The sequence below is a fragment of the Lentzea sp. HUAS TT2 genome, from assembly GCF_051853195.1.
Taxonomy (GTDB): Bacteria; Actinomycetota; Actinomycetes; order Mycobacteriales; family Pseudonocardiaceae; genus Lentzea.
In genome coordinates this window covers 5,297,829-5,323,411 of the sequence record NZ_CP196667.1, presented here as the reverse complement: position 1 = coordinate 5,323,411, position 25,583 = coordinate 5,297,829, and the positions used below count along the sequence as shown (strand labels likewise).

The window sequence follows — 25,583 nt, the reverse complement described above, 5'->3', positions numbered from 1 at the left end:
GGGGAAGAAGATGGCGAACATCCTCGTCGCCGGCGGCGGGATCGGCGGCCTGGCGGCCGCGCTGGGCATCGCGGAGCGCGGCCACCACGTGCTGGTCGCCGAACGCAACCGCGAGTTCACCGAGCTCGGCGCGGGCATCCAGCTGGCGCCCAACGCGTTCCACGCGCTGGACCTGCTCGGGGTGGGCGCGGACGTGCGGGCCACGGCCGTGTACATCGACGAGCTGCGGCTCATGGACGGCACCACCGGCGAACGCATCACGAGCATGCCGCTGACCGGCGAGTACCGGCAGCGGTTCGGCAACCCGTACGCGGTCGTGCAGCGCGGTGATCTTTACCAGCCGTTGCTGTCGGCGTGCAGGGACCACGACAACATCGAACTGCGCACCAACAGCCAAGTCGTTTCCTACGAACAGGATTCCTCCAGCGTCACGGCAGTGCTGGCCACCGGCGAACGGCTCGGTGCGGACCTGCTGATCGGCGCGGACGGCATCCGGTCGGCGGTCCGGCGGCAGCTCGTCGGCGACGGCGCACCCCGCGTGTCCGGCCACACCATCTACCGGTGCGTCATCCCGATGACCGAGGTGCCAGCGGAACTGCGGTCGAACTCGGTCACGTTGTGGGCCGGGCCGAAGTGGCACCTGGTGCACTACCCGATCGGCAACGGCCGGTTCTTCAACATGGCGATCACCCGTGACGACGCCGCCACCGAGGTCGTCGTCGGCGAACCCGTCGAGACCGCGCACGTGCACGCCCGGTTCCCGGTGCTGAGCGAGCCCGCGCGACGGCTGCTCGAACTGGGAAAGGGCTGGCGCACCTGGGTTCTGTGCGACCGGGACGCCGTGCCGGGCTGGACCGACGGCCGGGTCGTGCTGCTCGGCGACGCGGCCCACCCGATGCTCCAGTACGCGGCGCAGGGCGCGTGCCAGGCGCTGGAGGACGCGGTCGTGCTCGGCGACCTGCTCGACTGCGGCGCGGACGAGTTCGCCGCGTGCGCGTTGAAGTACAACGCGGTCCGCCGGGACAGGACCGCGCGGGCGCAGCACGTGTCCCGCGAGATGGGCACGCGGCTGTTCCACCCGTCGGGCGTGGAAGCCAGGGTACGCAACGACATGTTGTCGGCCTTGTCGGCGACGGCGTTGCACGACAAGGTCTCCTGGCTGCACGGCGCCCGCGACTTCACCGACATCGACCAGCTCTCAGCGAAAGGTGCTGCACTGCAATGACTACGCGCGTATGGGACTACCTGCCGGAGTACGAGCAGGAGCGCGACGACATCCTCGGCGCCGTCGACACGGTGTTCCGGTCCGGCGTGCTCGTCATGGGTGAGAGTGTGCGCGGGTTCGAGCGCGAGTACGCCGACTACCACGGCGTGCGGCACTGCGTCAGCTGCGACAACGGCACCAACGCCATCGTGCTCGCCCTGCGCGCGCTGGGCGTCGGTCCCGGCGACGAGGTGATCACCGTGTCGAACACGGCGGCGCCGACCGTGATCGCGATCGACCAGGTCGGGGCGACGCCGGTGTTCGTGGACATCAGGGAGGACGACTACCTGATGGACACCAGCCAGGTCGAGGCAGCCATCACCCCGCGCACGAAGTGCCTGCTGCCGGTGCACCTCTACGGCCAGTGCGTGGACATGGCGCCGCTGGAGGCATTGGCGGCAAAGCACGGTCTCTCGCTGCTGGAGGACTGCGCCCAGTCGCACGGCGCCCGCCACCACGGCAGGCTCGCCGGCACGATCGGCGACGCGGCGGCGTTCTCGTTCTACCCGACGAAGGTGCTGGGCGCGTACGGCGACGGCGGCGCCACCATCACCAACAACGACGAGGTCGACACGAACCTGCGCCGGCTGCGCTACTACGGCATGGAGAAGCAGTACTACGTCACCTCCACGCCGGGCCACAACTCGCGGCTGGACGAGGTGCACGCGGAGATCCTGCGGCGCAAGCTGACCAGGTTCGACTCGTACCTCGCCGCCCGCCGCCGGGTCGCGGAGCGCTACGCGGAGGGCCTGGCAGACACGTCGCTGGTGCTGCCGTCGGTCACGGCGGGCAACGACCACGTGTACTACCTCTACGTGGTCCGCCACCCGAAGCGCGACGAGATCATCGAACGGCTGCAGGCCTACGACGTCCTGCTGAACGTCAGCTACCGCTGGCCGGTGCACACCATGAGCGGGTTCGCGCACCTCGGTTACCAGGCGGGATCGTTGCCGGTGACCGAACGGCTGGCCGACGAGATCTTCTCGCTGCCGATGTACGCGTCGCTGTCGGAGGACGTGCAGGACAAGGTGATCAGCGCGATCCGCGAGGTGCTGGCCACTCTCTAGGTCAGTCCAAACGCCGGGGTCCGGGGCCCTGCTCGCCCAGCACGTCGTCCGGGTTGGCGAGCAGGCACCGGTCGATCGACAGACAGCCGCACCCGACGCATTCGGTGAACTCGTCGAGCAGCTGCCGCAACCGGCGGATCCTCTCCTCCAGCTCCGAACGCCACTGCTCAGACATCCGTTGCCAGTCCACGCGCGAGGGCACCCGGTCTCCGGGCAGGGTCGACAGCATCTCCCGGACGTCGGCGAGCGAGATCCCCACTCGCTGGGCGATCCGGATCAGCGCGACCCGGCGCAGCGTGTCACGGGGGTAACGGCGCTGGTTTCCCGCGGTGCGGCGACTGGATATCAGATTCTGCCGCTCGTAGAAGCGCAACGCGGAAATGGGGACACCACTGCGGTCGGACAGTTGCCCGACCGTGAGCTCCGCGGAGGGCCGTTCCATGCACCCATTATCGCAAATCCGCCCGGCGCCGCCACCACCGCTGTCCCGATGTCACCGCTAGAGATCCTCTAGATGCGGTGCATATGTTTGTCGGCAGGGACACTTCGTCTTGGGGGGAAAGATGTCGACCGAGGTCCTGACGCCTGGTGCTGCCGCGCGCCCGGTGATCCGGTTGCGCGTGCCGCTGGTCGCCTTGTTCGCACTGGGCAGCGCCGCGCTGATGGCGTGGGTGCTGCGCGGGAAAGCCTTGTTCCTGCCCACGGACTCCATTCCGACGGCCACCCAGCTCGGGCTGAGCGGGAGCGGCCATCACAGCAGTGGGTCCCGGCAGGTCGCGCCCATCACCGGGGACGCGCTGGCGAACCTTCCGGGCCTCGCGTTGCTGGGCATGCACGTGATGCTCGTCGCCGTGGCATTGGTGGCGTGTGCCGTGCGCCGATTCCGCTGGGACACCGACGGAATCGCGGCCAAACTGAGTTTCTCGTTCCTGGTGGCGGCGACCACCGCGATGGTCACGCTGCTGGTGGCGACACTGGCACTCGGTCCGGCCATTTCCTTCGCCAACACGCTCGCCGCCGCGGTCGTCATCCTCCAATACACGTTCGTCTTCGCGATCGTCGGCGTTCTGCTTTTCGGTGTTCCGTAAGAGGGGTTCTCGAGTTTTCCGGAAAGGTGCCCGAAAGAATGTTCAGCCGAAGAGACGCCCTGAGACTCGGCGCGATCGCCGGTGCCGGCATGGTCCTGCCCGCGCACCAGCTCGCGTCGGCGTTGTCGGACGACCCGCCCGTGGTCACGCCGTTCTCGGTGCCGCTGCCCATCCCGCCCGTCCTCAGGCCCGTGACATCCTCGCGCAGCGCCGACCACTACGAGATGGTGGTCACCCCGGCGACGGCCCGCATCTTCCCGGGCATCGACACGCAGCTGCTCACGTTCAACGGCAGCTTCCCCGGCCCGACCATCAAGTCGCGCCGCGGCCGCGCGGCCGTCGTCAAGGTCACCAACAAGCTGTCCACGCCCGCCGCGGTGCACCTGCACGGCGCGAACGTGGCCCCGGAGAGCGACGGCCACCCGCTCGACACGATCGACCCCGGCGCGTCGCGCCTGTACCACTACCCGAACTCCCAGCCGGCGGCCACGCTCTGGTACCACGACCACGCCCACCACGTCGAGGCCGAACAGGTCTACAGAGGACTGACGGGCGCGTACCTCATCAGCGACCCCGAGACCGACGCGTTGCGGCTGCCCAGCGGCGAGTTCGACCTCCCGCTGGTGATCCGCGACGCCCAGTTCGACGGCGAGGGCCAGCTGGTCTGGAAGCTCGACGACTTCGCCAACCGCAAGACGGTGCTGGTCAACGGCGCGATCCAGCCGACGCACAAGGTGAAGCCGCGCAAGTACCGGCTGCGCCTGATCAACGCGGCCAACTCGCGCCCGGTGCGGCTGGCACTGAGCCCGACCAAGGACGTCGTCCAGATCGCGTCGGACGGCGGCCTGCTGGCACGCCCGGTCAACCGGCCGGAGGTCGAGCTGTGGCCTGCCGAACGCGCCGAGATCATCGTCGACTTCAGCAAGTTCCCGCTGGGCTCCAACGTGATCCTGGAGAACACGTTCAACGGCCCCGAGACGCCTGGCCGCCAGCTGCTCCGCTTCGAGATCGCCAGCCAGCCGGTGACCGACGACAGCGTGGTGCCCGCGAAGCTCCGCGACCACGAGAGCCTGGGCACCCCGACCGTGACGCGGCGGATCGTGCTGGCCAGGGACCCCACGAACACGTTCTACGCGATCGACGGGAAGGCCTACGACCCCAAGCGGATCGACCTGACCGTCAAGCGCGGCACGACGGAGCTCTGGGAGGTCGTCAACGACGACGGCCAGTACAACTTCCCGCACTCGATCCACCTGCACCTCGTCCAGTTCCGCGTGCTGGAACGGGCGGGGCAGCCCGTGGGCGAGTGGGAGGCGTACCCGAAGGACACCGCGCGGGTGCCCGCCGGGCAGACCGTGAAGATCCTGGTCAAGTTCGACTCGGAGTACACCGGCGTCTACCCGTTCCACTGCCACTTCTTCGACCACTCGTCGATGGCGATGATGGCCAACATGCAGGTGCTCCCCTAGCGGACGCGAAAGGCGGGGCGAGGTCGCGACGACCTCGCCCCGCCTTTGCCGTCTCTCAGCCGTGCAGCGCGAGCGGAACGCTCTGGTAGCCGTACAGGAAGTTCGAGAACAGCCGCTGCGGCTCGCCCCGCAGCTGTTCCGCAACGTGACCTCGTCACCCGTGCGGATCACCCTGCCGCGCAACGGCACGTCGACCCCGGCCCGCTGACCGGGATGGTCGTGCCCGCCGGCGCAGCTACTCGAGCGAGAGCGCGGCGTCGGCGGCTCAGCGGGCCGTGGTCACCTCGTCAACGACCTCGATCACACCCATCGAGCCAGCCTCTGTCTGCCTGACACCCGGCCTGCCCTAGACGACCTCCGGCCACACCAGCACGGCGGATCCCCAGGTGAGACCCCCACCGAACGCCGTCAGCAGCACCCGCTCCCCCGCGTGGATCTCCTGCCGCGCCACCGCGTCGGCGAGCGCGAGCGGAATGGACGCGGCACCGGTGTTGCCGACCCGTTCGATGTTGCCGAGGACCTTCTCGTCCGGAATGGACAACCGACTCCCGACCAGCGACAGAATCCGGGCGTTGGCCTGATGTGCGACCAGACGATCGACGTCCGCCGTGGTCCACTCAACGTTCTTCAACACGGCCAGCGAGGACTCGGTCATCCGGGCCACGGCGTGCTGGTAGACCTCGCGTCCGCTCATCCGGAAACACCGGTCCGGCTCCCCGTACCGCCCGGGCTCCGCCCGATCCCGCGCGCCACCACCCGGCACCACGATGAGGTCGTGCCCCTCGCCGTCACTACCGAGGTCGAAGCCGAGGATCTCGCCGGGCTCACCAGGTTCACCCGCACGCAGGACCACCGCACCGGCCCCGTCACCGAACACCACGCCGGCGCCGCGGTCGTCCGGGCTGATCAGCGTCGAGTAGACGTCAGCCGCGACCAGCAGAACCCGCTTGGCGATTCCCGACGCGATCATCCCGCTGGCCGTGGCCAGCCCGTACACGAAACCCGTGCACACGGCCGCGACGTCGAACGCCGCCACCCCCGCCAGTCCCAGCTTCGCGGCCAGGGCGGGTGCCATCGCCGGAATCGGGTGATCAGGCGTCGACGTGGCCACCAGCACCAGGTCCACTGACCTGCTCGAACACTTGGCGAGCACCGCCTCGGCAGCGGCCAGCGCCAGGTCACCGGTGGACGTGCCCTCGTCGACCCAGTGCCGCGTGCCGATCCCGGTGCGCCTGCGCACCCACTCGTCGCTGGTCTCCCAGCGCGCCGGCAACTCGTCGTTCGACACCACCCTGGGCGGCACACAGCCCGCTACGGCTTCCAGAACGGGAATCGGGCGCAGGGCGTGCTCGGTCAACAGGTCGCCACTTTCTCAGCATGTGGATGGTTCCAAGCGCGAAAATACCCGAGCCCGACGGACACCGGCGCACCCCGTGCGGTTCATCACGCGTCCACCCCTGAGTTACTCACCGGTAGCGAACCCGTTGGCACACAAGGGTTGTAGACGCGAAATTAACTCAGGTTCGGGAGGTGGCCACCGTCCGCGACACCTGGAGGAAGCAACGACCTCGAGGCGCCTCGCTTAGAGCAACTCCAAGCACTAGAAACGAGCCGTGTCAGAACAGCCCGCCCGCGGCCACACGCTGAGCACACGTCTCACCGAGGCCGACACCCGGTTCCGCGAGTGGATGCACAAGAACCTCGACCACGCCGCGGCACACTTCAAGCTCACCGTCACCGGCAGGCCCTTGCTCGGCTGGCTGGACAGATCGATCAGCGCGCCGGCACAAGGAATGTGGCTCCGGGTCGTCTCGGAAGACCGGCAGTGGACCGAAGGCGAGTTCTGGACCGGGAACCTCGAAGCCAACGCCTTCACCACCCTGTCCAAGCCCCGCGTGGTCGACGTCTTCGAGTGGGAACACGGCCGACACCAACGCGCGGAGCTCATGACCTTGCTGCCCGGCGCGCCGTGCTCCCCCACCGACGTCCTGCGCCGCACCGCCGACCTCCCGGACGAGTGGTGGACCGAACTGCGCGGCACCAGCGAGTCGGTCGCGGCGATGCCGACCACCCGCGTCAACGCCGACCAGGCCCTGGTCACCGGCCGCATCCAGCAGCAGTTCGGGAGCGCAGTGAACCCCGTTGTGCGCCAATGGGAAACGGTGCACGGCGACCTGCACTGGGCCAACCTGATGGGCCCCGGGTTCGGCCTGCTGGACTGGGAATCCTGGGGCCGCGGTCCTGCGGGAACGGACGCGGCCACCCTGCTCAGCCACAGCCTCCTCGTGCCGCAGACGGCCGAGCGAGTGCGCGACACGTTCGCCGACGTCCTGGCGACCGACGCCGGACTGCTGGCCCAGTTCTACGTGGCCGCCCGCCTCCTGCACCGCGCGGACAGGGGCGCTCACCCGGACCTCGTCGCACCGCTCAGAAAGCACGTCGACTGCCTGTGATGCGGAAGCCCGGGCTCCAGTAGAACATCGGCGTCGCCGCGGCCAACACGGCGAGCACCAGCATCGCCGAGGTCAGTCCCATGATCCCGGCGAGGACCGTACCGATCACCGCGCCCACTGGAACCGTGGCCACGGTGACAGCGTTCATCAACGCGCTGACCCGCCCGAGCATCGCGGGCACGGTTCGCCGTTGCCGCAACGACAACAGGATCGTGGCCCATGCAGTAGCCGCGGCGCCGAAGACGAACTGGTACACGATCAGGAGCTCGAACGGCCGGCCGAGCGCGGCGGCGGGAATCAGGAACAAAGCGCCTGCCGCAACAGAAGCGCACAACGCACAAGCCAAACCAGCGTTGAGCCGCCGCGTCAGCCACGCCGAACCAGCGGCACCAACCACAGCACCCAGGCTGAACGCCGACATGGTCAAGCCGACCTGGCCGGGATCGAGCAGCAACTGCTGGTAGGCGTAAACGAAGAAGAGTGCCCCGATTCCACTGCCTGCAACGTTCAAAGTCGCGGTCCCGAGAACACTGCGACGAAGCACGAGATCCTCATGCAGGTACCGAACGGCTTCACGAAGCTGCCGGCGCACGGACGGGCGTTCAGCAGGATCGGCGTGGACCTTGCTGCGCAACGCGGTCGCGGCGACGACTACCACGGCCGACGCCAAGAACGCGGCGGCGTTGAGCAGAAGTGCCACCTGCGTGGACGCCACCGCGATGACCAAACCGCCCAGCCCCGGCCCCGCGATGCGGACCAGGTTGAGCAGTCCAGAACGAGTGGCGTTGGCGCGATCGAGCTGACTATCCGGCACCAGCGAAGGAATAGCGGTCTCAACACCGGAATCGAACACCGCCGACGCCACACCCAAGACGCCGGCAAGGACGTACAGAATCCAGATGGACTGCACACCCGACGCGATCGCAACCGCGGCACCAGCCAGTGCGAAGGCTCGGACGAAGTCCATCGACACGAGCACCGACCTCAGCCGCAGCCGGTCGATGAGCACCCCACCGAACGGCCCCAGCAACGCCGCCGGCAGAAACTCCGCCACCAGCAACAAAGTCGCAGACCCAATCCCAGAACCGAACGCCAGGATCGCGACAGCGGGAACGAGCACCACGGTCACCTGAGTCCCGGTGGTGCTGATCGCCTGAGCGACCAGCAGAACCCACCAGTCCCGGCCGAGCCGTTCAAGGGCCAAGGCCACCACCTCCGCCGCTGTCAGTCAGGAACGCCCCAGCATCAGCCTGCCGCACCGGTCCCCGATCATCATCGACGGCGCGTTGGTGTTCCCGGACGTGACACTGGGCATGATCGCCGCGCTGGCCAGACGAAGCCCGGTCACCCCGCGCACCCGCAACTGCGGATCCACAACGGCATCAGCGTCCGTCCCCACCCGGCAGGTGCCCACCGCGTGGAAGTCGGCCTGCGAGTATTTCCGCACCGCCTCGATCAACTTCTCCCTGGTGTCGAACCCAGGACCGGGCAGGGAACCTTCGTCGGTCACCCAGTCGCGCAACCCACGCGAGTTGATCAGCTCCATCGCCAGCCGGTACCCCTCCAACTGGGTGTCGAGATCCTCCGAAGTCTGCAGGAAGTTGGGCTGGATGACCGGCGGCACAGCGGGATCGGCCGACCTCAGCTTCACGTACCCGCGGCTGGTCGGGTGCAGGTTGATCAACCCGACCGACATCGAGTTCCCGGGGAACGGCGGATACCCGTCGCGCGTGTAGTAGACCTGGAACTGGTAGGCGGGCGTCCCCGGCACCCTCCCCCGCCCCGTGAACACGTTGACGTCCATCGCGGTGATGTGCGACTCGGGTTCGGGCGCGCGCAACTTCTTGAGCGTCACGGAGACCACGTGGTCGTGCAGGTTCGCACCGACCCCCGGCAGATCCGCGACGACGGGAATCCCCAGCGGCGCCAGGTCACACGCCGCGCCAACGCCCGACAACTGCAGCAGCCGCGGGGTGTTGATGGTGCCCGTGCTGAGCACGACCTCCCGCTCGGCCCGGACCGTGAACTGCCGGTCGCCCGCGTTGATCACGACCCCGGTGACGGCCTTGCGGTTGTCGAACGTCAGCCGCGCGACCTCCGCGTCCGTCATGATCGTCAGGCGCGGGTCGGTGAGGTACGGCGTCAGGAACGCGGTGAACGCGTCCTGGCGGATCTGGTTCACCACGTTGAGCTGCGTGTAGCCGACACCGAACTGGGTCGCGCCGTTGTAGTCCGGGTTGAACGCGTGACCCAGGTCGACGGCCGCGGCCACGGTGGCCTGGGAGAGCAGGTTGCGCCGTGTCAGTTCGCTCGACGGCTTGATCGGGCCGGTCAGCGCGTCGAGCGAGGACCGCACGTTCGCGTGGTTCCAGCCCGTCGCGCCCTGCGCCGCCCAGTGGTCGTAGTCGGCCGGGTTGCCTCGCACCCACACCATCCCGTTCACCGAACTGCTGCCACCGCCCAGTTTCCCGCTCACGAACGACTGCGGCTGGTTCAGCAGCGCCGGCTGCGGTTCGGACTGGTACGGCCAGATCAGCCTCGATCCCGGCGCCGTCAGCGAACCGGCCTTCGTGAAGTCCCGCACCTCCGGCAGGTCGTTCGAACCGCCCGCCTCGATCAGCAGCACGCTCGCACGCGAGTCCGCCAGCAACCGCGCGGCCAGCGTGCAGCCGGCCGATCCCGCACCCACGACGACGTAGTCGTAGCGGACACCCGCGGCTCCCGCCGTCCCGGTGGCCGCGGAGCCGATCGCGAACGACGCCGCGGACACCCCGAACAGCTTGAGCAGGTTTCGCCGGGTGAGCGTTCCGTCCTGCACCCGGCGCGCGATCTCGTCCGGGTCCTGCACAACGTCCCGTTCAATCCTGGACATCGACGCCCTTTCGTCTCGTGGATCGGACGCCAATCACCTCGCGGCCCCATTCCAGTACTACCGGTGCCCATCTGCACTGGCAAGAAGAATTCAGCGGAGACGGACACGATTCCAGCCATCCCGTGCAACTGCGCCCCACACCCGTTGACAACACTCAACGGGCATCACTCCAGGTCACACGCTTGCAGGCACGCCACTCAGGAGCAATTGCGGCAGGACGCAAAAGCCGTGCTCAGCGGGCGAACCACCGTCTTGCAAAGCAGCCCGAACTTTCCTGTTTCCAGAAAAGACCGGGACCAAAATCACCCGAAAAGACCACAATGACACCGACATCGGCGAGCAGTGATATACATGAACGGGGACGCCCGCTCGGGCGCACGACAATCATCATGGGGGTGGAGACTTGTCGTCATCTGTTCTTCGTGGACCACACCTGACCGGCCGGTGAGCGCAGGCCTGGCGGACAGGCGCCGGTTGTTCGTCGCCGTGCTGGTGGACACCGTCGGCGCCGGCGCGTTCTTCCCGCTCACCTTCCTCTACCTCTCGGACACGACGGACATCCCGCTCGCGCAGCTCGGGCTCGTCATCACCGTGGCGAGCCTGGTCGGACTGCCGGTCACGCCGCTGATCGGCCAGCTCGTGGACCGCTTCGGCGCCCAGCGGGTGCTCGTGGCGCAGACGGTGGTGGCCGCGGCCGGGTTCTCCTTCTACTTCCACATCACGGGGTTGGCCGTGCTCGTGTGCGGCGTCGCGCTGGTCACGCTGTCGGACCGCATGTACTGGGCGACGTGGCCGGTGTTCGTCGGCGAGCAGGTCGGTGAGGAAGGCCTGGACCGGTGGTACTCCACGGTCAACATGGCCAAGAGCGCGAGTCTCGCGGCGGGTGGCGCACTCGGCGCCGCCGCGCTCGCGTTCGGCGGCACCGGCGGGCTCAGGGTGATGCTGGCGCTGAACATCGCGTCGTCCCTCATCGCCGGCGCGCTGTTCCTGTCGGTGCGCAGCCGGAGGGCGACGCGCACGGTGGTGCCGAAGGGCGGCTGGCCCGCCCTGCTGCGGGACGGCCGGTACCTCCTGCTGACGCTCGCCAACACGCTGCTGACGTTCGGCTGGCTGATCCCCTCGCTGGTGCTGCCGCTGTACGTGTCCAGGTACACGGTGCTCGCGGTGTGGGTGGCCGCGTCCGCGCTGACGCTGAAGATGGTGCTGGCCGCGGTGTTGCAGTCGCTTGTCACCACACGCCTCGGCGCACTACGACGGACCACGACCGCGATCACCGGGGCCGGGTTCTTCCTCGTCGCCATCGCACTTCTGGCCTGCGCGTCGACCGTGCAGACCACGGCACCCGCGGTCGCGCTCGTCTTCGGCGGGGTGGTGTTCCTGGCTCTCGGCGAGACCGCCGCGGGCCCGGCCGCGACCAGCCTCGCCGTCGCCGCGGCACCACCCGCCTGGCGTGGCCGTTACGTGGCGGTGTTCCAGCTGTCGTGGTCGATCTCGAACATCAGCGGTCCCGCGATCGTCGGCGCCCTGCTCGCCACCTCGGCCGGCTCGGTGTGGCAGGCGTTCGCCGCGTTCGCGGCCGGGGCCGCGGCCGTGTTCTTCGTCCTGCACCAACGCTTTCCCGCAGAGATCGACCAGAAGACCCCGCCGCGGGCCAAGAACGCGCGGCAGTCCACACCCGCATGAGAAGAGGACCCATGACTCGGCCGACCGACTCCGACAAGCCGGCCCGCGCCGTCGCCGACGCCGCCGTGCTCGAGGCGGACGACGGGGCGCGAGGCGCGAATCCGTACTACTGGCACCGCTTGCAGGACCAGCTCGCGGCGGTCGCCGACGCGGTCGCGTCCTGCGGCGACCCCGAGCTGTCCGCCGCGGTAGCCGCGCTGCGAGCCGATCCCGGCGACGCGGGCCGCTGGCGGGAGGTGCGCGCGCTGACGAAGGCCGCCATCGACGACCCCGGCCGCAAGACGGAGGACCTGACGCGGGCGGGCTGGGACCTGCTGCGGCGTTCCCGGCTGGGCTACCACGTCGGTGCGGACTACGACCGGGCGACGACGGAGACCGACTGGACGCAGTGGCCTGCCTCGAAGCCTTCGGGCACCGGGGAGCCGCTGGCGCAGATCGTGATCCCGTTCCGCAACCGGGACCGGGACGCCTACCGGGGAAGGAACCTGGCCGCCTGCCTGAAGTCCCTTTCGGACCAGAGCGCGGACAGGTCGAGCTACCAGGTCACGGTGGTCGAGTCCGACGACGAACCGCGCTGGCGCGGGCTCGCGGAGAACTACGCCGACGAGCACCTCTTCGCACCGCACGGCGGGCCGTTCAACAAGTGCTGGACGGTGAACGTCGGTGTGGTCAACACGGTGCGGCCGGCACCGATCATCTGCGTGCTCGACGCGGACGCGTTGCCGGACAGGGATTTCGTGGCGCGCAACGTGGCCAGGTTCGACCGGGACGGTGCCGGCGGCTTCATGTCGTTCCGGGACATCACGTACGTCGACGGCCCGGCGTCCGAGCGCGCGATCGAGGACCGCTGCGTGGCGGGCCGCACCGACGCCGACCCGGAACGGTTGCGCGGCTTCGTGGTCCACCGCGCGCCCGGGCTCTGCGTGTGGCTGCGCAGGGACGTCTTCACCGCGGTGGGGGGCATGGACGAACGGTTCGAGGGGTGGGGGCGCGAAGATCTCGACTTCGTGCTGAGGGTGCAGCTGGCGACGGCGTTCGACCAGTACGACGACCGCATGCTGCACCTCTACCACCCGTCGTCGGCCTTGCTGAACAACGGCCAGACCGTGAACGCCCACATCCCGCTCTTGTCCTGGCAACCGGAGGAGCCGATCGGCCGCATCGACCGCTATCGCGACTGACCGGCACGTTAGTTGGGGGGAGAACATCAAGTGCTGACAACGACGTTGCTCGCCAGCTGCGAGTTACCGACTTCTTACGGCGACTTCAGCCTGCACGTGTTCGGTGACGACGGACGTGAAGACGTCATCGCACTCGTGCACGGAGGACCGGAAGCGGACCAACAACCGCTGGTCCGCCTGCACAGCGCCTGTTTCACCGGCGACGTCCTGGCCTCGCTGCGCTGCGACTGCGGACCGCAGCTCGACACCGCGGTGCGGCTCATGGCGAAGGAGAAGCACGGCGTCCTGCTGTACCTGCCCCGGCACGAAGGCAGGGGCATCGGCCTGGTCAACAAGATCAAGGCCTACGCGTTGCAGGAGGCCGGCATGGACACGGTCGCCGCGAACGTCCACCTCGGACTGCCGACCGACGCCCGCGACTACCAGGCGGCGGCACAGGCGTTGCGCCTGCTCGGAGTGTCGAGCCTGCGCCTCGCGACCAACAACCCGGCCAAGATCGAGGCTCTCGTCGACGCAGGGCTGACGGTGGAACGGGTGCCGCACGGCGGGTTCGTCAGCCCGCACAACTCCGAGTACCTGAGGGTGAAGGACCTCCTCATGGGCCATCTCGACGCCACGGGCGGCGGGCGGGCCGGATGAACGGCACCGCGGTGGCGGTGCTGGGTGTGCAGTTCGCGCGTCCCGATGCGGGCGCGGAGTTGCTGCGACTCAACATCGCGCTGGGCAAGGCGTTGGACGTGCCCGGCCTGCTCCGGTACCAGGTGCTGACGCGGCCAGACGACGAGACCGAGCTGTGCGTGTACTGGCTGTGGCGCGACCTCGCCGACCGGGAAGCCGTCTGGGCCGATCCGCCATCCGCGCTGAGCGGGTTCTGGACGGCCGCGAAACCGTTGTGGCGCAACGACCCGGACGTCAAGCGCTATCGCTGGCAACCGGCCACCGACCGCGACCTGGCCGAGGAGCACGCCGTCCTGCTCGACGCGGACACCACCGCCACAGGACATGAGCTGATCGACATCGACGGCGGCGCCGCACTGCGCTGCCGACCCGCTGGGCCGACGCCGGCACCCGGACAGTGGACCGGGGTGTGGCGGCGGACCGCGACCGAGGAGAGGCGAGGGGTATGAGTCTTCCTGATCAGGTGATCGTCAACCTGTGTCCCACGGGGATGGTGCCGCGCCGGGCGAAGGTGCCGGACGTGCCGATCACCCCCGACGAGATCGCCAAGGACGTCCGCCGCTGCTACGAGGCGGGCGCGGGCATGGTCCACCTGCACGCCAGGAACGACGACGAGAACCCCACCTGGACGGCCACGCGCTTCACCGAGATCGTGGACGCGGTCGTGACGCTCACGCCGGACATCGTCCTGGTGGTCACGACCAGCGGCCGCGACTGGTCCGAGCTCTCCAAGCGTTCCGAGTCCCTGACGGTGGACGGCCTCGCCCGCCCGGAGATGGCGTCGCTCACCCTGGGTTCGATGAACTTCGTGTCCGGCCCGTCGGTGAACTCCCCGGAGACGATCGAGGGCCTGGCGCGAGCGATGCAGGACCGCGGCATCGTGCCCGAGCTGGAGATCTTTGACATCGGCATGGTCAACTACGCCAACTACCTGATCTCGCGCGGCATCCTGAAACCCCCTTACTACCTCAACATCCTGTTCGGCTCGATCGGAACCGCAGAGGTCAGCGCGGCCAACGCCGCCGCCGTGCTCGGCGCCCTCCCACAGCCGTCGACGTGGGCGTTCGCGGGCATCGGCAGGTTCCAGTTGGCCGCGAACTCGCTGGCACTGAGCCTGGGTGGCCACGTGCGGGTAGGCCTGGAGGACAACCCGTACCTGGACTGGAAGTCCAAGGAGCCCACCACGAACCCACGGCTGGTGGAACGAATCGTGCGCATCGCACGGGAGATGGGCCGCGAGCCCGCCACGCCGGCACAGGTCCGCGAGATCATCGGCCTGCCGCCGGTGGTGCGCACGTGACGAAGACGGCCCACCGCTGGAACAGCGCCGCCGACTACGACGTGCTGGCGCGACGCATCCAGTTCCACAACGCGGAACTGGTAGCCGGCCTGCACCCCCGCCCCGCCGAGGCAAGACACGTCTACGAGATCGGCTGCGGCACAGGCGCCCTGACCGAGGCACTGGTGCGCCGCCTGCCCACCGCGAACATCGACGCCGTAGACGTGTCGGCTGACATGCTGGCGGTGGCAGCGGAAAAGGACTGGCCGCAGCGAGTCCGCTTCAGCGAGGGCGCCTTCCCTGACGTACCAGTGCAAAAACGCTACGACGCGGTGTTCTCCAACGCCGCACTGCACTGGACCCACCCGCGTTATGCAGAGGTCTTCGCAACAATGAACGCACTGCTGACAACAGGCGGTCTGGTGTGCGCAGCGACGGCAGCCCGCACAACGGCAACCGACCGATTCGCCGAGCAGTCCCAAGCAGCGCTGACCAAGCTGACCGGCCTGTCGGCGCCAGATCCGTTCGAGGCGCGCAGGCTGACCGTGCCCGAAGCCGAACAGCTAGCAGCCACCGCCGGATTCACCGTCGAGGACTCGTTCCTCCTGGAGCGCAAGGTGTCCGTCCCGGCAGAGGTCCGCGCGCGCTGGTGGGTGGCGAGCGGCGGCCCCTGGACGGCGTCGCAATTGCCAGCAGAGGAAGCCGTCGACGCACTGCGTTCGGCGCTAGGGACCGGAGAGGTGGAGCTGGTGCACGCCAGCGTGTTCCTGCGACTGCGCAAGGACTCCGATGCGTGACGTACTACGAGACCGCCAACAATGGGGCACCCAGGCAATGGTGTCCACCGGCAGCTCCGCGGCAACGCTGGCCGCACTGGACGTCCTCCGCGAAGGCGGCACGGCGTTCGACGCCGCCATCACCGCGTCCGCAGTGCTGACGGTGGCAATGCCGATGGCGTCCGGCCCAGCCGGTGACGCGGCAGCGGTGTTCCACCAAGGCGGTTCGGCCCAGGCCTGGTCGCTGACCGGCCTGGGCCGGGCCCCCAGCCAAGCCATCACAACGAACTTCACCACCCGCGGCCACCACACAGTGCCAGGACGAGGCATCGAGTCCGCCACCACACCAGGCCTGCTAGGCGCCTGGCACGCCCTGCACGAGCGTCACGGCACACTCCCGTGGTCCAGGCTGCTGGCCCCGGCAATCCACCTGGCCGAGCGAGGCACACCGGTCACCGCGCAAACCGCACGGTGGATCAAGGACAACCTAGCGGTACTCCGACAGCCTGAGTTCGCACACCTCTACGCCCCACACGCCACAGCCGTAGGCGGCAGACTCCGCAACCCGGGACTGGCCAAGCTCTACCGCCTGATGGCTTCGTCGACAGACGAGCTTGAAGCCGAGCTGGACAAGAGCATCTCAAAGCTCAGCAGCACCCTGAACGGCTTCTTCGCACCCGGCGACTGCAGCGTCAGAACCGGCGAGATCCAGCCAGCCGCAACCACATCAGTCGCCGGAACCCAGGTGGCCACGAACCCAGCCCCAACCCAAGGCGTACTGCTCCTGCAGAACCTCAAGCTCTACGAACGACTACACGACGGCGGCCCCGCCAACGCAGCAACCAACGTCCACCTGCTCTCAGAAATAGTCCACCAAACCTACGCGTGGCGAATAGAGCACTTAGGCGACCCGAACCACACACCGCCCACCACCCCACTGGCAGAGCAGGTGCTATCGGACCTGGCGAACGAGGTCCACCCCACCAAACGAAGCGCCACCCGCTACGCCGGCCACTACAACGAGGGCGACACCACACACTTCGCCATCATCGACGAGGCCGGCAACAGCGTGAGCTGGACCCAAAGCCTGGGCCTGGGCTTCGGCGCCGGCGTAGGCGCGACCGACCTGGGCCTGCTGCTCTGCAACCGCCTGGGCCGCAGCGCCACCCTCTCCCTCACCGAACCAAACGGCGTCGCACCAGGCAAACGCCCCGTCAACACAATCTTCGCGTGGAGCGCCAGCAACACAGACGGCGTGCGCTGGCTGGGCGGCACCCCAGGCGGCGACGGCCAATGCCAATGGAACACCCAGGTACTAGCAGCACTGCTGATAGACCAGGTGAGCCCAACAGAGGCACTCAACCGTCCAAGATGGACATACCTCCCCGGCGCGGACAAGACAGAGGCCGGCACACCACCACACCTGCAGGTAGACGCGTCAATGCCACCAGATGCCCAAGACCAACTACGCGAAGCGGGCCACACACTACGAGTACGCACCAGCGTAGGAGGCGTGCTGCGCCTACTGGGACGGCAACCGGAGTCCTTCTACGGCCTGGACGACGGCGGCCAGGAAGGCCTAACCGCCGGCTTCTAACAGCCAGGAGATCTCGTGGCTGAGCGCATTGCGCAGCCGCAAGGGATTGGAGCCGTCAAGCGACAACGCCGGCAACTGCGACCGGTAAGCCGCCACCGCCTTCTCCTTGAGCGCACGGCTCTCCGGCGACAACGCCGCCACCTCCCTGGTCATCCGCCCAGGATCAAGCCCCCGATACCGCAACTCCCCGTCAAGCCAAGCATCAACATCCAGATACGGCGGCCGCTCCTCACCAGTGACCCACGTCGGCAACCCGTGCCACAGCACATAGGGCACGTCCGCATAAACGTGAACCTCAGGCCGCCGCGCCGCCACCTCAACAGCCGCAAGCGCCGCATCACGAGCAATCTGGTGGTCAACATGCCCACCAACAGCCGCAGGAATCCACACCTCGGCAGCGTCCTCGATCACCCGCCCGATGCGAGCCGCCAACCGTTCGACGTCCACCGGCTCCGACCGATACTGCTCCTCCAACTCGTCAAGCCGCACCGTGGCACAGCCAAGAACACCCCGCGCCTCATCGTCCTCGGCAAGCCGCTCAAGCTGCCGCTGGCGCGGCGACTCCGCACGGGTGAGCCGGTCCCAGTAGGTGGGCGCAAGCCCCTCAGGCGGCATGCCCGAAAAGACGGTGACCAGGGTGACCCCGGGCCGCATCAACCTGGCCGACGCGGACAGGACCGCGTCGTCAAGGTGCGCCGAGAGCACGAAAACGTTGTTCCCCATTGCCTTCCAACCGTAGCCGCGACCGGCACGCGCAGATCCCCAGTCCTGCCGATATCCGAACCTAGCACGAGTCACGAAACCACTGGGGCACCTGACAAACGACCAACCGGCCGCCCTCACGCCTGGGGTGGCTCGTATCGGATCGGCATGCGGCGCTTGCGACGACGAGCATCAGGCCACACGTGACGCGCAACCCGGACGTTCAAGAACAGGAAGGCGATCGCGAAGACGAAGGTGCACAACCACCCGAGACACACCGCACTCTGCAACCGCACGTCAGGCTGCAACGGCCGGCCATGCCGCACAGCGTGGACGGCGTACTGCTTGCCGATGTCCTCGGGCGCGAGCCACCCCATCACGATCGAGGTGTACGTCTCCCACCGGCCCGCGACATTCGCAGGACTTCGCCGCAGCCACCAGATCTGCTGTCGCCAGGTCGCCGGGTTCGACCTCGTTCCAGAAGTGGTTGAAGATCGTGGCGCCCAGCAGACAGCCGAACAGCGGAATGACCAGAGCGACGAGAACGCGCCGAACAACGTTCACCCGCCCCGCTCCTCCTTCTCCTGGTCTGCTCTCAGCTCACGCCAATCCTTCCAGCCGCGGTTGTCCACGACCTTCGCGCCAGCCCCGTTTCCCGACTCGTGCTGCTCTGGTGGTTGCGCGCTGCGCAGCTTGTCCATCATCAAGTGCATGGTCTCGGAGTCAGCGCCCAGCAGCGGTGCCATCGTCTCCTGGACAACGCCGGCGATACGGCTCTGCGCCGCCTGCAGGGTGCGCATGACGTCCTGCGCGAGGGCTGCACCGTCCTTGCGCTGCAACGCCTGGCCAAGCTGCAACGCGACCGCAGAGTAACGGACCGTGCTACGTCATGCAGCCAATCATGTTTCAGAGCCGCACGAGGTGGGACACCTGCACGGGCTCAGGTTCCCCGGCAGGCAGTTCCTCCGGCAACCACACGCGCAACGCCCGCCCGAACATCAGCAGCGTCCGCCAGCTGTCCCACAACGCCAGCAACAGGCCGGCCAGCACCACCGACGCCGCGACCGCGAGCACGCCGTCCTCCTTGAGCAGCACCACGACCGCAACGACCGCCCACAACTCCACGACCGTGTACACGATCATGAGCAGCACCTGCCCCGTGTACTCGCGACGGGCCCGCAGCACCTGTGTGCGGGAGTCGGGGTCGGGAAGTGACTTGCGCATCGTGACCACTCCTGAACTCGGTGAACTCGTGTCACCGAGCAAACCGCCGACGCAAGGAGAGATCTGCGTCATTTGCCACACAGGACAAGATTCGTCCTCGTGAAGAATTTTGGTCGTTCCGCCAGGCGACGATCATTTCTCGTCACGCAGCACTTTCAACGTTCTGACCAGGGTCCCACAAGCGATTCCCACAATGCCCGCGAGCTCGCGCCGACCGAGCGGCACGGTCGCGATCATGTCGTCCGCCTCGCGGTGTGCGAGATCGAGCAGGACCGCGCCCACCCGGTACAGCGCCGGGCCGGTGCGCAGGTCCTGCTGGTCGCCCGTGGTGCGTGGCACAGATCCTTCAGCACCCGGCCTTTGATCATCAGGCCGCAAACGCGGTCAGCAAAGGGGTCGATGAGCGTCGTGCTCGACCCGGCAGAACTCGGCGAGATCACAAAAAGAGGGCCTCCGCAGCGTCTGAGCTACGAAGACCACCTTGGCCGTCAGGACGACAGGATTTGAACCTGCGACCCCTTGCCCACAGTCGTGGAACCTCGGAGCGCCGTGCTCCGGCCTGTTCTTCCAGGCCTGCTCCCGCCTCGCGATCAGCAGAGCCCCGCTCGCCCCGTGCGGCCAGCCACCGCACCGGCCGCGGCGGCGTCATTCCCTGCTCTGCGACATCATTCATGGTCTCGCTATCTGACCCACGCCGGTGCGCTTCGGCGGATGACGCAGATGGTGCCGGACGGTGTCATCGCAACGACGGTCGACGGGCGGCAGGCTTCACCGGAAGCGGACCCGTCAGGGCATCAACCCCGAGGGGTCCGCTTTCACGCAACACCTCTAGTCGTCGCAGAAGGTGCCGCTCGACGGCAGAGCGCGCTCGGTGAGGTAGGCGGTGATCTTCTCGCCGACGCACTTCTCGCTCCGGAAGAACCCCGTGTGGCCCTCACCCCGATAGGTCAGCAGGTGGCCGCTGCGCAAGGTCGACGCCAGCGCGACCGAGTCCTGGTAGGGCGTGTCCGGATCGCCGGTGTTGCCGACCACGAGAATCGGCGGTGCGCCTGCGGCGGAGAAAGGCCCGCTGTAGCGGGACTGCGACTTGACCGGCCACTGTGTACACGCGGTGGCATGTGCGTGGTCGTAGTTCGGCACCGCGTAAGCAAGTGCCGGCCCGGTGATCGGCGCCATGCGTGACGCGATCGCCAGCCTCGCCTTGAGCTGTCCCTGGGGGAATGCCCGATCCGCGCACTCCACTGCGGTGTTGGCCGACAGGAACTGGACTTCCGGCTCGACCAGAAGATCGCCTGTGCGGTTCTGCGCGTCGACCAGGACCTGCGCGACGTACCACCACCAGACGTCGCCGAACCCCAGCAGGCTCTGCAGGTTGTAGGTGAGCGTGGCTCCGTTGGCCACGAACTTCCCCTCTGCCACAACGGGATTGCGGTCCAGGTCGTTCTGCAGCTTCACGAACGCCGATCGCGGGTCGCCGTCACCGAACTCGCACTTCGTTGCGACACACCAGTCGAAGAACCGCCCCAGCGCCGACTCGATCGCCACGTACTGGCCGAGGTCGTACTCGTAGGGGCGGTTCGCGTAGGTGTCCGGGTTGTACCCACCGTCCAGTGCCAGCGCCCGGATGTTCTTCGGGAAGAGGTTCGCGTACACCGTGCCGATGTAGGTTCCGTAGGACAGGCCGAAGTAGGTCAGCTTCGCGTCACCCACGGCGCGGCGCATCAGGTCCATGTCCCTGGCGACGTACTCGGTGCCGACGAACGGCAGCAGTTTCGCGCTCTGCTTCAGGCAGGCGTCCGCGAACGCCTTGCCGTCCCGCAGCGCGTTGTCGAACGAGTGGGCGTTCGGCCGGGCGGAGGCTCTCGCCCAGGCCTGCGTGTACTCGTCCTGCGTCTGGCAGACGAGCGGGCGGCTGCGCCCGACACCTCGCGGGTCGAACCCCACGATGTCGAACCGCTCCCGCAGTCCGGCGGGACCCGAGGTGGCCAGGTACCGCACGGTCTCGTCGGTGCCACCGCCGGGACCGCCGGGGTTGACGAACAACGAGCCGATCCGCCGGGACGGGTCCGTCGCCGGCTTGCGGGTGAGACCGAGCTCGATCTTCTCGCCGGACGGCGCGCGGTGGTCCAGCGGCACCTCCGCCGTCGCGCACTCGAATCCGTCACCGCAGTCCACCCAGGACAGCACAGGCACGACCGAGGCATGTGCAGAGGTCACACCGGCGAGCAGGAGAACACCCACCAGCACAGAACACAGAAATCTCACTGACGCCCCTGGTGTCGATAGGGAAAGGGTCGCCACCAAGACAACCAGTGGCATGGTGCGGATCAGCTGTGCGCCAACCGATACGGCTCGATCAGGACGACTTTCGTACCCCACGCGGGCAGCCGCCGGGGGATCACCGCGATCTCAGCGCGCGCTGCTCGGGAAAGGTCCAGCCGAAGCGAATCGCCACCAGGCGCAGGACGGTGGTCACGAGCACGCAGACGAGGCCCGCGGCCAGGATCGGCGTGCCGAATCGCACGAGCACGACGAGCATCCCGGCGCCCGCTCCGGCCGCGACCGCGTACAGGGTGCCCACCTGGAGGAAGGAGATCGGGAGGCTCAGGATGACGTCGCGCAGCATCCCGCCGCCGATCGCCCCGATGACGCCCGCGACGAGTGCTCCTGCCTCACCCGCGCCGAGCGACAGTGCCTTCGAGGCCCCGATGGCGCCGAACAGTCCCATGACGACCGCGTCGAGGCCGGTGATCAGCCAGTCGACCCGCGCGAGGAGCGTCTGCAGCGCCATGCCGAGAACCGCCGAGGCTCCCGCCACGAGCAGGTACGAGTTCTTCCAGATCACGACAGGAGGCTGGTTGAGCACGATGTCGCGCAACAGGCTGCCTCCGAGCGAGACGGCCAGCCCGATCACGACGACACCGAGCACGTCGATGCGGCGATGCCGCTCCCCCGCGGCGAAGAGGGCGCCCTGGAGGCCACCCAGCCCAGCAGCGAGGAGCTCGATCCACAGCGCCACCTGAAACGGCATGACGGGCATGGGGTCACACTCCGCGAGCTCGGGGTCGGCTCGCGGAGTGCGCGAGCCGACCCAGGCGAGAAGCCGTTCCGTCAGCCGGCGTTGGTGGCCTTCTGCGCGGCGGTGGCGATGACGTCGGCGACAACGCCTGGCTGCGTCACGTACAGAGCGTGGCTCGCCGAGACGTTGGTGATCTCCGCGCCGATGCGCTTCGCCATGTGCTGCAGCATCGCCTGGTCGAACGCCTTGTCCTCGGTCCCGATGACCGCCCAGCTCGGCTTGTCCCGCCAGGCGGCGTTCTTCACCGGCGTCGCGAAGACACTCATGTTGATGGGCACCTGCGAGTCGCGCAGGAAAGCGGCGTCCGCGTCGCTGGCGTCCGCCGCGAAGCCGATCTTGAACACGTCGTGCTTGAGGAAGCCGTACCCGTCCTCGCCGACCTCGATGACGAAGTCGGGCGTCTCGGCGAACCCGTCGTACTGCTGGGCGGTCGTCTCGCCCGCGTCCGGAGCCAGCGCCGACACGTAGACGAGGCCGGCGACCTTCGGGTGAACCCCGGCCTCGGTGATGACGGTGCCGCCCCAGGAGTGGCCGACGAGAATCGCCGGGCCGTCCTGCAGGTCGAGCACGCGGGTGGTCGCCGCGACGTCGTCCTCCAGCGAGGTGAGCGGGTTCTGCACGATCGAGACCCGGTAGCCCCGGGCGGTCAGCTCGTCGTACACACCCCGAAATCCCGAACCATCGGCGAACGCGCCGTGCACCAGCACGACGTTCTTGATCTCCTGGCCGGCGGTGGTCATGAGGTTCTCCCTTCCGCGTGCCGCTCCCGCGTGGGCGGAGCGGGTCGAGTGAGTGGCGGCCTGGGCGGTCCGGATCGGCCGCAGAGGCGCTGCTGACACCAACTAATATATTGGATATTAGTTCGGGACGTACGCCGGTGTCCAGCAGCCGACCAGTGCGGGCCATCACGCCGAACTCCGACATGCGGCGGAAGGCACTCGAGTACTCGAGTTCGGGCACCACGTACAGACACAGGTGCCGCGTCAGCGCACCGGTCGTCGAGGTAGCGGGAACTCGGTCACAGCTCTTCCAGCAACGTGCTCCAGTTCTCGTCCACCAAGCGAGCCGCCAACTGGTCATCGCGCTGTTCGCAGGCCTCGATGATCCGCTGGTGCTGGACCACGGAGTGCCGCGCGGCAGGTGAGGAGAACCGTTGGTGCTCCAAACGGCGCACGATGGGCGCGAAGCGGTCGATCGTCGACTCGATGGCCGCGTTTCCGCACCGGTGGACCACGACTGCGTGGAACTGGTCGTCCGCCGCCAGAGCAGCCACGGCGTCGTCCGCGTCGAGCGCCTGGGCGAACGCCTCGTTCGCCGCCCGCATCGCGCTCAGGTCCTCCGGCGTCGACAACGGTGCGGCCTGCCGGGCGGCCAGCGCGTGCATCGCCCGCACGACGACGAGGGCGTCGCGGACGGGCCGCGCGGTCAGTGCCGTCACCCTGGTGTAGCTGTGGGGCCTGCTCTCGACGAGGCCCTCTTCCGCCAGCTTGGCCAGCGCCTCCCTGACCGGGGTGCGGGACAGGCCCGGTGTGTCCGCCAGTTCCGCGTCCTCGATCACGGCGCCGGGCTCGAGGTCACCGCGCACGATCGCGGCTCTGATCTCCGCTTCGGCACGCTCCCGAAGTGACCCATATCCAATATATTGCATATCGGTTACGGTAGGACCCCACCGGTCCGACGGCAACGGAGGTCCCCTCACCCGGTCGCTCGTCGCAGCTCACCGAGCCCCCTTCCGCTCAACGACTCCCGGGAACGCCGACCGCTGCCGATCAAGGTCGTGGCGTCGAGCTCAGCCAAGCCCTCATCGCGCAACGACGCGAGGTAGGACTCACGCACGGTCGCCAGCGCGTGTGCGGGCACCTTCGCCAGCACGGCGCGCAGCCCGGAACCGGCGATCACCAGCCAGGCCGTTTCAGGGGTCATCGTCAGCGCCAGCGGGTTCACGGCGACCTCCACGTCGACGAGGCCGCGGTCACGCAACCAGGCCGCGTACCTGCCCGCCTCGCCGGGCCCCCCGATCGTGCGGGACGCGCGACGCTGGGGCGGCGGGATCCCGATGGTCTGGGCGATCGCGCGACGGAGGTGTCGATCGGCCTCCACCATCGCCCCGTCCCGCCAGATCGTGAAGACCGCCCGGCCACCGGGGCGCGCCAGGGTGATCAGGTGCTCGGTCCCGGCCGCCATGTCGGGGAAGCAGGAGATTCCGAGCACCGACTGGACCACGTCGTAGTCACCGGTCGCCCACTTGGTCGCGTCGGCGCGGTGGGCGCGGAGCTGCGGCAGGTCCTTGGACAACCACCACAACTCGCCGATCATCGGTTCCGACAGGTCGACGGCGTCCACGAGGCCGCCGCGGCCGGCCAGCCGAGCGGCCGGAATCGCCGAGGCGCCTGCTCCACAGCACGCGTCGAGAACGCGGTCGCCCGGCTGGACGTCGGCGACCGCGACCGCCCCCGCCCCGATCGGCTCCCACAGGTATCGCCCCAAGGCCCTGAAGTCCGCCGCCGCGGCGTCGAACGCCCCGCAGAGCCCGGTCCGCCCACCTCTCACACTGACCTCGCTGTCCAACTTCGCCGATCCCGGGTAGACGATGGAAGCCGTGCGCTGCCGTCCGGCACGCAGAGCTGATCTTGCCGAGGACCTCCTGAACGACGTTCTTCCGAAGACACTTCATGTTCAGGGGGCGCCAGGCGAGACCACAAGCGCGATGCACCTAGGTGCCGCGATGTGGGGACCGTTCAGCACCCGGAACGCGGACAACTGGGGCCGAGCAGACATGCAAAAGGGCATGAAGAGGCCGAACACCAACGAATCCGCTCGCCACCGTTGAAGCCGGGAGAGGTGGTCGCCAGGATCACCTGGGACCACATCTCGCGCCACACCGGGGAGAACGTCGCGATGAACGAGCTCGAAGTTGTCCTTCAGGACCTCGAGAAGGGCCTGGAGGCTTCCGGGGACACAAGGCCGTTGCCCGAGCTGTTCGAGCTCAGGATGGCGGCCGCCGCGACCCAGGAGTTCCTGGCGGCCGGCGATCGTGGCGACGCCGTGGCCGCCGAGTTCCACGCGGCCGTCCTCGAACACCGCACACACAGACTGCGGTTCCGCGTCGCGACCGCCCTGCACGAAGGGGATCAGCCCTGAGCGCTCCAGGCCATCGGGCCGAGGGGTGCC

Annotated in this window: 28 protein-coding genes; 14 read left to right on the top strand and 14 right to left on the bottom strand. The window is 68.3% G+C overall.

Going from position 1 to position 25,583, the window contains the following annotated elements; genetic code table 11:
* Nucleotides 1–10 precede the first annotated feature (10 nt).
* Together ACSHWB_RS26615 and ACSHWB_RS26610 are read left to right on the top strand one after the other, a co-directional pair.
* Entirely contained in the window at nucleotides 11–1,225 is a 1,215-nt protein-coding gene (locus ACSHWB_RS26615) for a 3-hydroxybenzoate 6-monooxygenase (RefSeq protein WP_439656004.1), read from the top strand.
* Complete coding sequence (locus tag ACSHWB_RS26610; RefSeq protein WP_439656003.1) at nucleotides 1,222–2,331, top strand: DegT/DnrJ/EryC1/StrS family aminotransferase; 1,110 nt, start codon at nucleotides 1,222–1,224, stop codon at nucleotides 2,329–2,331. The genes ACSHWB_RS26615 and ACSHWB_RS26610 overlap by 4 nt, the downstream gene beginning before the upstream one ends.
* Before the next feature lies 1 nt (nucleotide 2,332).
* On the opposite strand, the gene soxR is transcribed toward ACSHWB_RS26610, so the two are convergent.
* On the bottom strand, nucleotides 2,333–2,773 hold the full coding sequence (gene soxR / locus ACSHWB_RS26605; protein ID WP_439656002.1) for a redox-sensitive transcriptional activator SoxR: 441 nt from the start codon (nucleotides 2,771–2,773) through the stop codon (nucleotides 2,333–2,335).
* A 121-nt stretch (nucleotides 2,774–2,894) separates the two neighbouring features.
* Here soxR and ACSHWB_RS26600 point away from each other — a divergent pair, with 121 nt between their 5' ends.
* From ACSHWB_RS26600 to ACSHWB_RS26590, 3 genes are all read left to right on the top strand, one after another.
* Complete coding sequence (locus ACSHWB_RS26600; protein ID WP_439656001.1) at nucleotides 2,895–3,419, top strand: hypothetical protein; 525 nt, start codon at nucleotides 2,895–2,897, stop codon at nucleotides 3,417–3,419.
* A 38-nt stretch (nucleotides 3,420–3,457) separates the two neighbouring features.
* Nucleotides 3,458–4,888, top strand: a complete 1,431-nt coding sequence (locus ACSHWB_RS26595) for a multicopper oxidase family protein (RefSeq protein ID WP_439656000.1) — start codon at nucleotides 3,458–3,460, stop codon at nucleotides 4,886–4,888.
* A gap of 61 nt (nucleotides 4,889–4,949) precedes the next feature.
* A complete protein-coding gene (locus tag ACSHWB_RS26590) occupies nucleotides 4,950–5,096 on the top strand; it encodes a hypothetical protein (RefSeq protein ID WP_439655999.1) in 147 nt (48 codons plus the stop codon).
* Between the two features lie 138 nt (nucleotides 5,097–5,234).
* On the opposite strand, the gene ACSHWB_RS26585 is transcribed toward ACSHWB_RS26590, so the two are convergent.
* Nucleotides 5,235–6,245 (bottom strand): beta-ketoacyl-ACP synthase III, encoded by a 1,011-nt coding sequence (locus tag ACSHWB_RS26585; protein ID WP_439655998.1) that lies wholly within the window; start codon nucleotides 6,243–6,245, stop codon nucleotides 5,235–5,237.
* 286 nt (nucleotides 6,246–6,531) lie between these two features.
* Between ACSHWB_RS26585 and ACSHWB_RS26580 the strand changes: the two genes are divergently transcribed.
* Nucleotides 6,532–7,341, top strand: a complete 810-nt coding sequence (locus ACSHWB_RS26580) for a phosphotransferase (RefSeq protein WP_439664669.1) — start codon at nucleotides 6,532–6,534, stop codon at nucleotides 7,339–7,341.
* Here the strand turns inward: ACSHWB_RS26580 and ACSHWB_RS26575 are convergent.
* Nucleotides 7,316–8,551 (bottom strand): MFS transporter, encoded by a 1,236-nt coding sequence (locus tag ACSHWB_RS26575; protein WP_439655997.1) that lies wholly within the window; start codon nucleotides 8,549–8,551, stop codon nucleotides 7,316–7,318. The two genes, ACSHWB_RS26580 and ACSHWB_RS26575, sit on opposite strands and share 26 nt — an antisense overlap.
* An 18-nt stretch (nucleotides 8,552–8,569) precedes the next feature.
* On the bottom strand, nucleotides 8,570–10,213 hold the full coding sequence (locus tag ACSHWB_RS26570; protein WP_439655996.1) for a GMC family oxidoreductase: 1,644 nt from the start codon (nucleotides 10,211–10,213) through the stop codon (nucleotides 8,570–8,572).
* A 444-nt stretch (nucleotides 10,214–10,657) separates the two neighbouring features.
* Here ACSHWB_RS26570 and ACSHWB_RS26565 point away from each other — a divergent pair, with 444 nt between their 5' ends.
* From ACSHWB_RS26565 to ACSHWB_RS26535, 7 genes are read left to right on the top strand one after another with little or no spacing between them, the layout of a single operon-like run.
* A complete protein-coding gene (locus ACSHWB_RS26565; RefSeq protein ID WP_439655995.1) occupies nucleotides 10,658–11,896 on the top strand; it encodes an MFS transporter in 1,239 nt (412 codons plus the stop codon).
* Nucleotides 11,897–11,907: 11 nt separating this feature from the next.
* Complete coding sequence (locus ACSHWB_RS26560; protein ID WP_439655994.1) at nucleotides 11,908–13,077, top strand: glycosyltransferase; 1,170 nt, start codon at nucleotides 11,908–11,910, stop codon at nucleotides 13,075–13,077.
* Nucleotides 13,078–13,107: 30 nt separating this feature from the next.
* On the top strand, nucleotides 13,108–13,716 hold the full coding sequence (gene ribA / locus ACSHWB_RS26555; RefSeq protein ID WP_439655993.1) for a GTP cyclohydrolase II: 609 nt from the start codon (nucleotides 13,108–13,110) through the stop codon (nucleotides 13,714–13,716).
* Nucleotides 13,713–14,204, top strand: a complete 492-nt coding sequence (locus ACSHWB_RS26550; RefSeq protein WP_439655992.1) for a putative quinol monooxygenase — start codon at nucleotides 13,713–13,715, stop codon at nucleotides 14,202–14,204. The genes ribA and ACSHWB_RS26550 overlap by 4 nt, the downstream gene beginning before the upstream one ends.
* Nucleotides 14,201–15,055 carry a 3-keto-5-aminohexanoate cleavage protein gene (locus ACSHWB_RS26545; protein ID WP_439655991.1) on the top strand — a complete coding sequence of 285 codons (855 nt, stop codon included), beginning with the start codon at nucleotides 14,201–14,203 and terminating at the stop codon, nucleotides 15,053–15,055. The genes ACSHWB_RS26550 and ACSHWB_RS26545 overlap by 4 nt, the downstream gene beginning before the upstream one ends.
* Nucleotides 15,052–15,831: a class I SAM-dependent methyltransferase gene (locus ACSHWB_RS26540; protein ID WP_439655990.1), complete on the top strand. Its 780-nt coding sequence runs from the start codon at nucleotides 15,052–15,054 to the stop codon at nucleotides 15,829–15,831. The genes ACSHWB_RS26545 and ACSHWB_RS26540 overlap by 4 nt, the downstream gene beginning before the upstream one ends.
* A complete protein-coding gene (locus ACSHWB_RS26535; protein WP_439655989.1) occupies nucleotides 15,824–17,407 on the top strand; it encodes a gamma-glutamyltransferase family protein in 1,584 nt (527 codons plus the stop codon). Before ACSHWB_RS26540 ends, ACSHWB_RS26535 begins: the two co-directional genes overlap by 8 nt.
* On the opposite strand, the gene ACSHWB_RS26530 is transcribed toward ACSHWB_RS26535, so the two are convergent.
* The 10 genes from ACSHWB_RS26530 to ACSHWB_RS26485 all read right to left on the bottom strand — a co-directional run bounded on the left by ACSHWB_RS26530 (nucleotide 17,390) and on the right by ACSHWB_RS26485 (nucleotide 24,962).
* Entirely contained in the window at nucleotides 17,390–18,130 is a 741-nt protein-coding gene (locus tag ACSHWB_RS26530) for a PIG-L deacetylase family protein (protein ID WP_439655988.1), read from the bottom strand. The genes ACSHWB_RS26535 and ACSHWB_RS26530 overlap by 18 nt on opposite strands.
* Before the next feature lie 116 nt (nucleotides 18,131–18,246).
* On the bottom strand, nucleotides 18,247–18,489 hold the full coding sequence (locus tag ACSHWB_RS26525) for a hypothetical protein (RefSeq protein ID WP_439655987.1): 243 nt from the start codon (nucleotides 18,487–18,489) through the stop codon (nucleotides 18,247–18,249).
* A gap of 180 nt (nucleotides 18,490–18,669) precedes the next feature.
* Nucleotides 18,670–18,966, bottom strand: a complete 297-nt coding sequence (locus ACSHWB_RS26520; protein WP_439655986.1) for a hypothetical protein — start codon at nucleotides 18,964–18,966, stop codon at nucleotides 18,670–18,672.
* 49 nt (nucleotides 18,967–19,015) lie between these two features.
* On the bottom strand, nucleotides 19,016–19,333 hold the full coding sequence (locus ACSHWB_RS26515) for a hypothetical protein (RefSeq protein ID WP_439655985.1): 318 nt from the start codon (nucleotides 19,331–19,333) through the stop codon (nucleotides 19,016–19,018).
* Nucleotides 19,334–19,465: 132 nt separating this feature from the next.
* Complete coding sequence (locus ACSHWB_RS26510; protein WP_439655984.1) at nucleotides 19,466–19,672, bottom strand: helix-turn-helix domain-containing protein; 207 nt, start codon at nucleotides 19,670–19,672, stop codon at nucleotides 19,466–19,468.
* A gap of 489 nt (nucleotides 19,673–20,161) precedes the next feature.
* On the bottom strand, nucleotides 20,162–21,574 hold the full coding sequence (locus tag ACSHWB_RS26505) for an alpha/beta hydrolase (RefSeq protein WP_439655983.1): 1,413 nt from the start codon (nucleotides 21,572–21,574) through the stop codon (nucleotides 20,162–20,164).
* A gap of 157 nt (nucleotides 21,575–21,731) precedes the next feature.
* Nucleotides 21,732–22,364, bottom strand: a complete 633-nt coding sequence (locus tag ACSHWB_RS26500; protein WP_439655982.1) for a trimeric intracellular cation channel family protein — start codon at nucleotides 22,362–22,364, stop codon at nucleotides 21,732–21,734.
* An 80-nt stretch (nucleotides 22,365–22,444) separates the two neighbouring features.
* Entirely contained in the window at nucleotides 22,445–23,152 is a 708-nt protein-coding gene (locus ACSHWB_RS26495; RefSeq protein ID WP_439655981.1) for an alpha/beta fold hydrolase, read from the bottom strand.
* 278 nt (nucleotides 23,153–23,430) lie between these two features.
* Complete coding sequence (locus ACSHWB_RS26490; RefSeq protein ID WP_439655980.1) at nucleotides 23,431–24,060, bottom strand: GntR family transcriptional regulator; 630 nt, start codon at nucleotides 24,058–24,060, stop codon at nucleotides 23,431–23,433.
* 47 nt (nucleotides 24,061–24,107) lie between these two features.
* Entirely contained in the window at nucleotides 24,108–24,962 is an 855-nt protein-coding gene (locus ACSHWB_RS26485) for a class I SAM-dependent methyltransferase (RefSeq protein WP_439655979.1), read from the bottom strand.
* A gap of 276 nt (nucleotides 24,963–25,238) precedes the next feature.
* On the opposite strand from ACSHWB_RS26485, the gene ACSHWB_RS26480 reads away from it, so the two are divergent.
* The gene (locus tag ACSHWB_RS26480) at nucleotides 25,239–25,553 is read left to right on the top strand and encodes a hypothetical protein (RefSeq protein ID WP_439655978.1); all 315 of its coding nucleotides are present in this window, start codon (nucleotides 25,239–25,241) and stop codon (nucleotides 25,551–25,553) included.
* The last annotated feature ends 30 nt before the right edge of the window (nucleotides 25,554–25,583 follow it).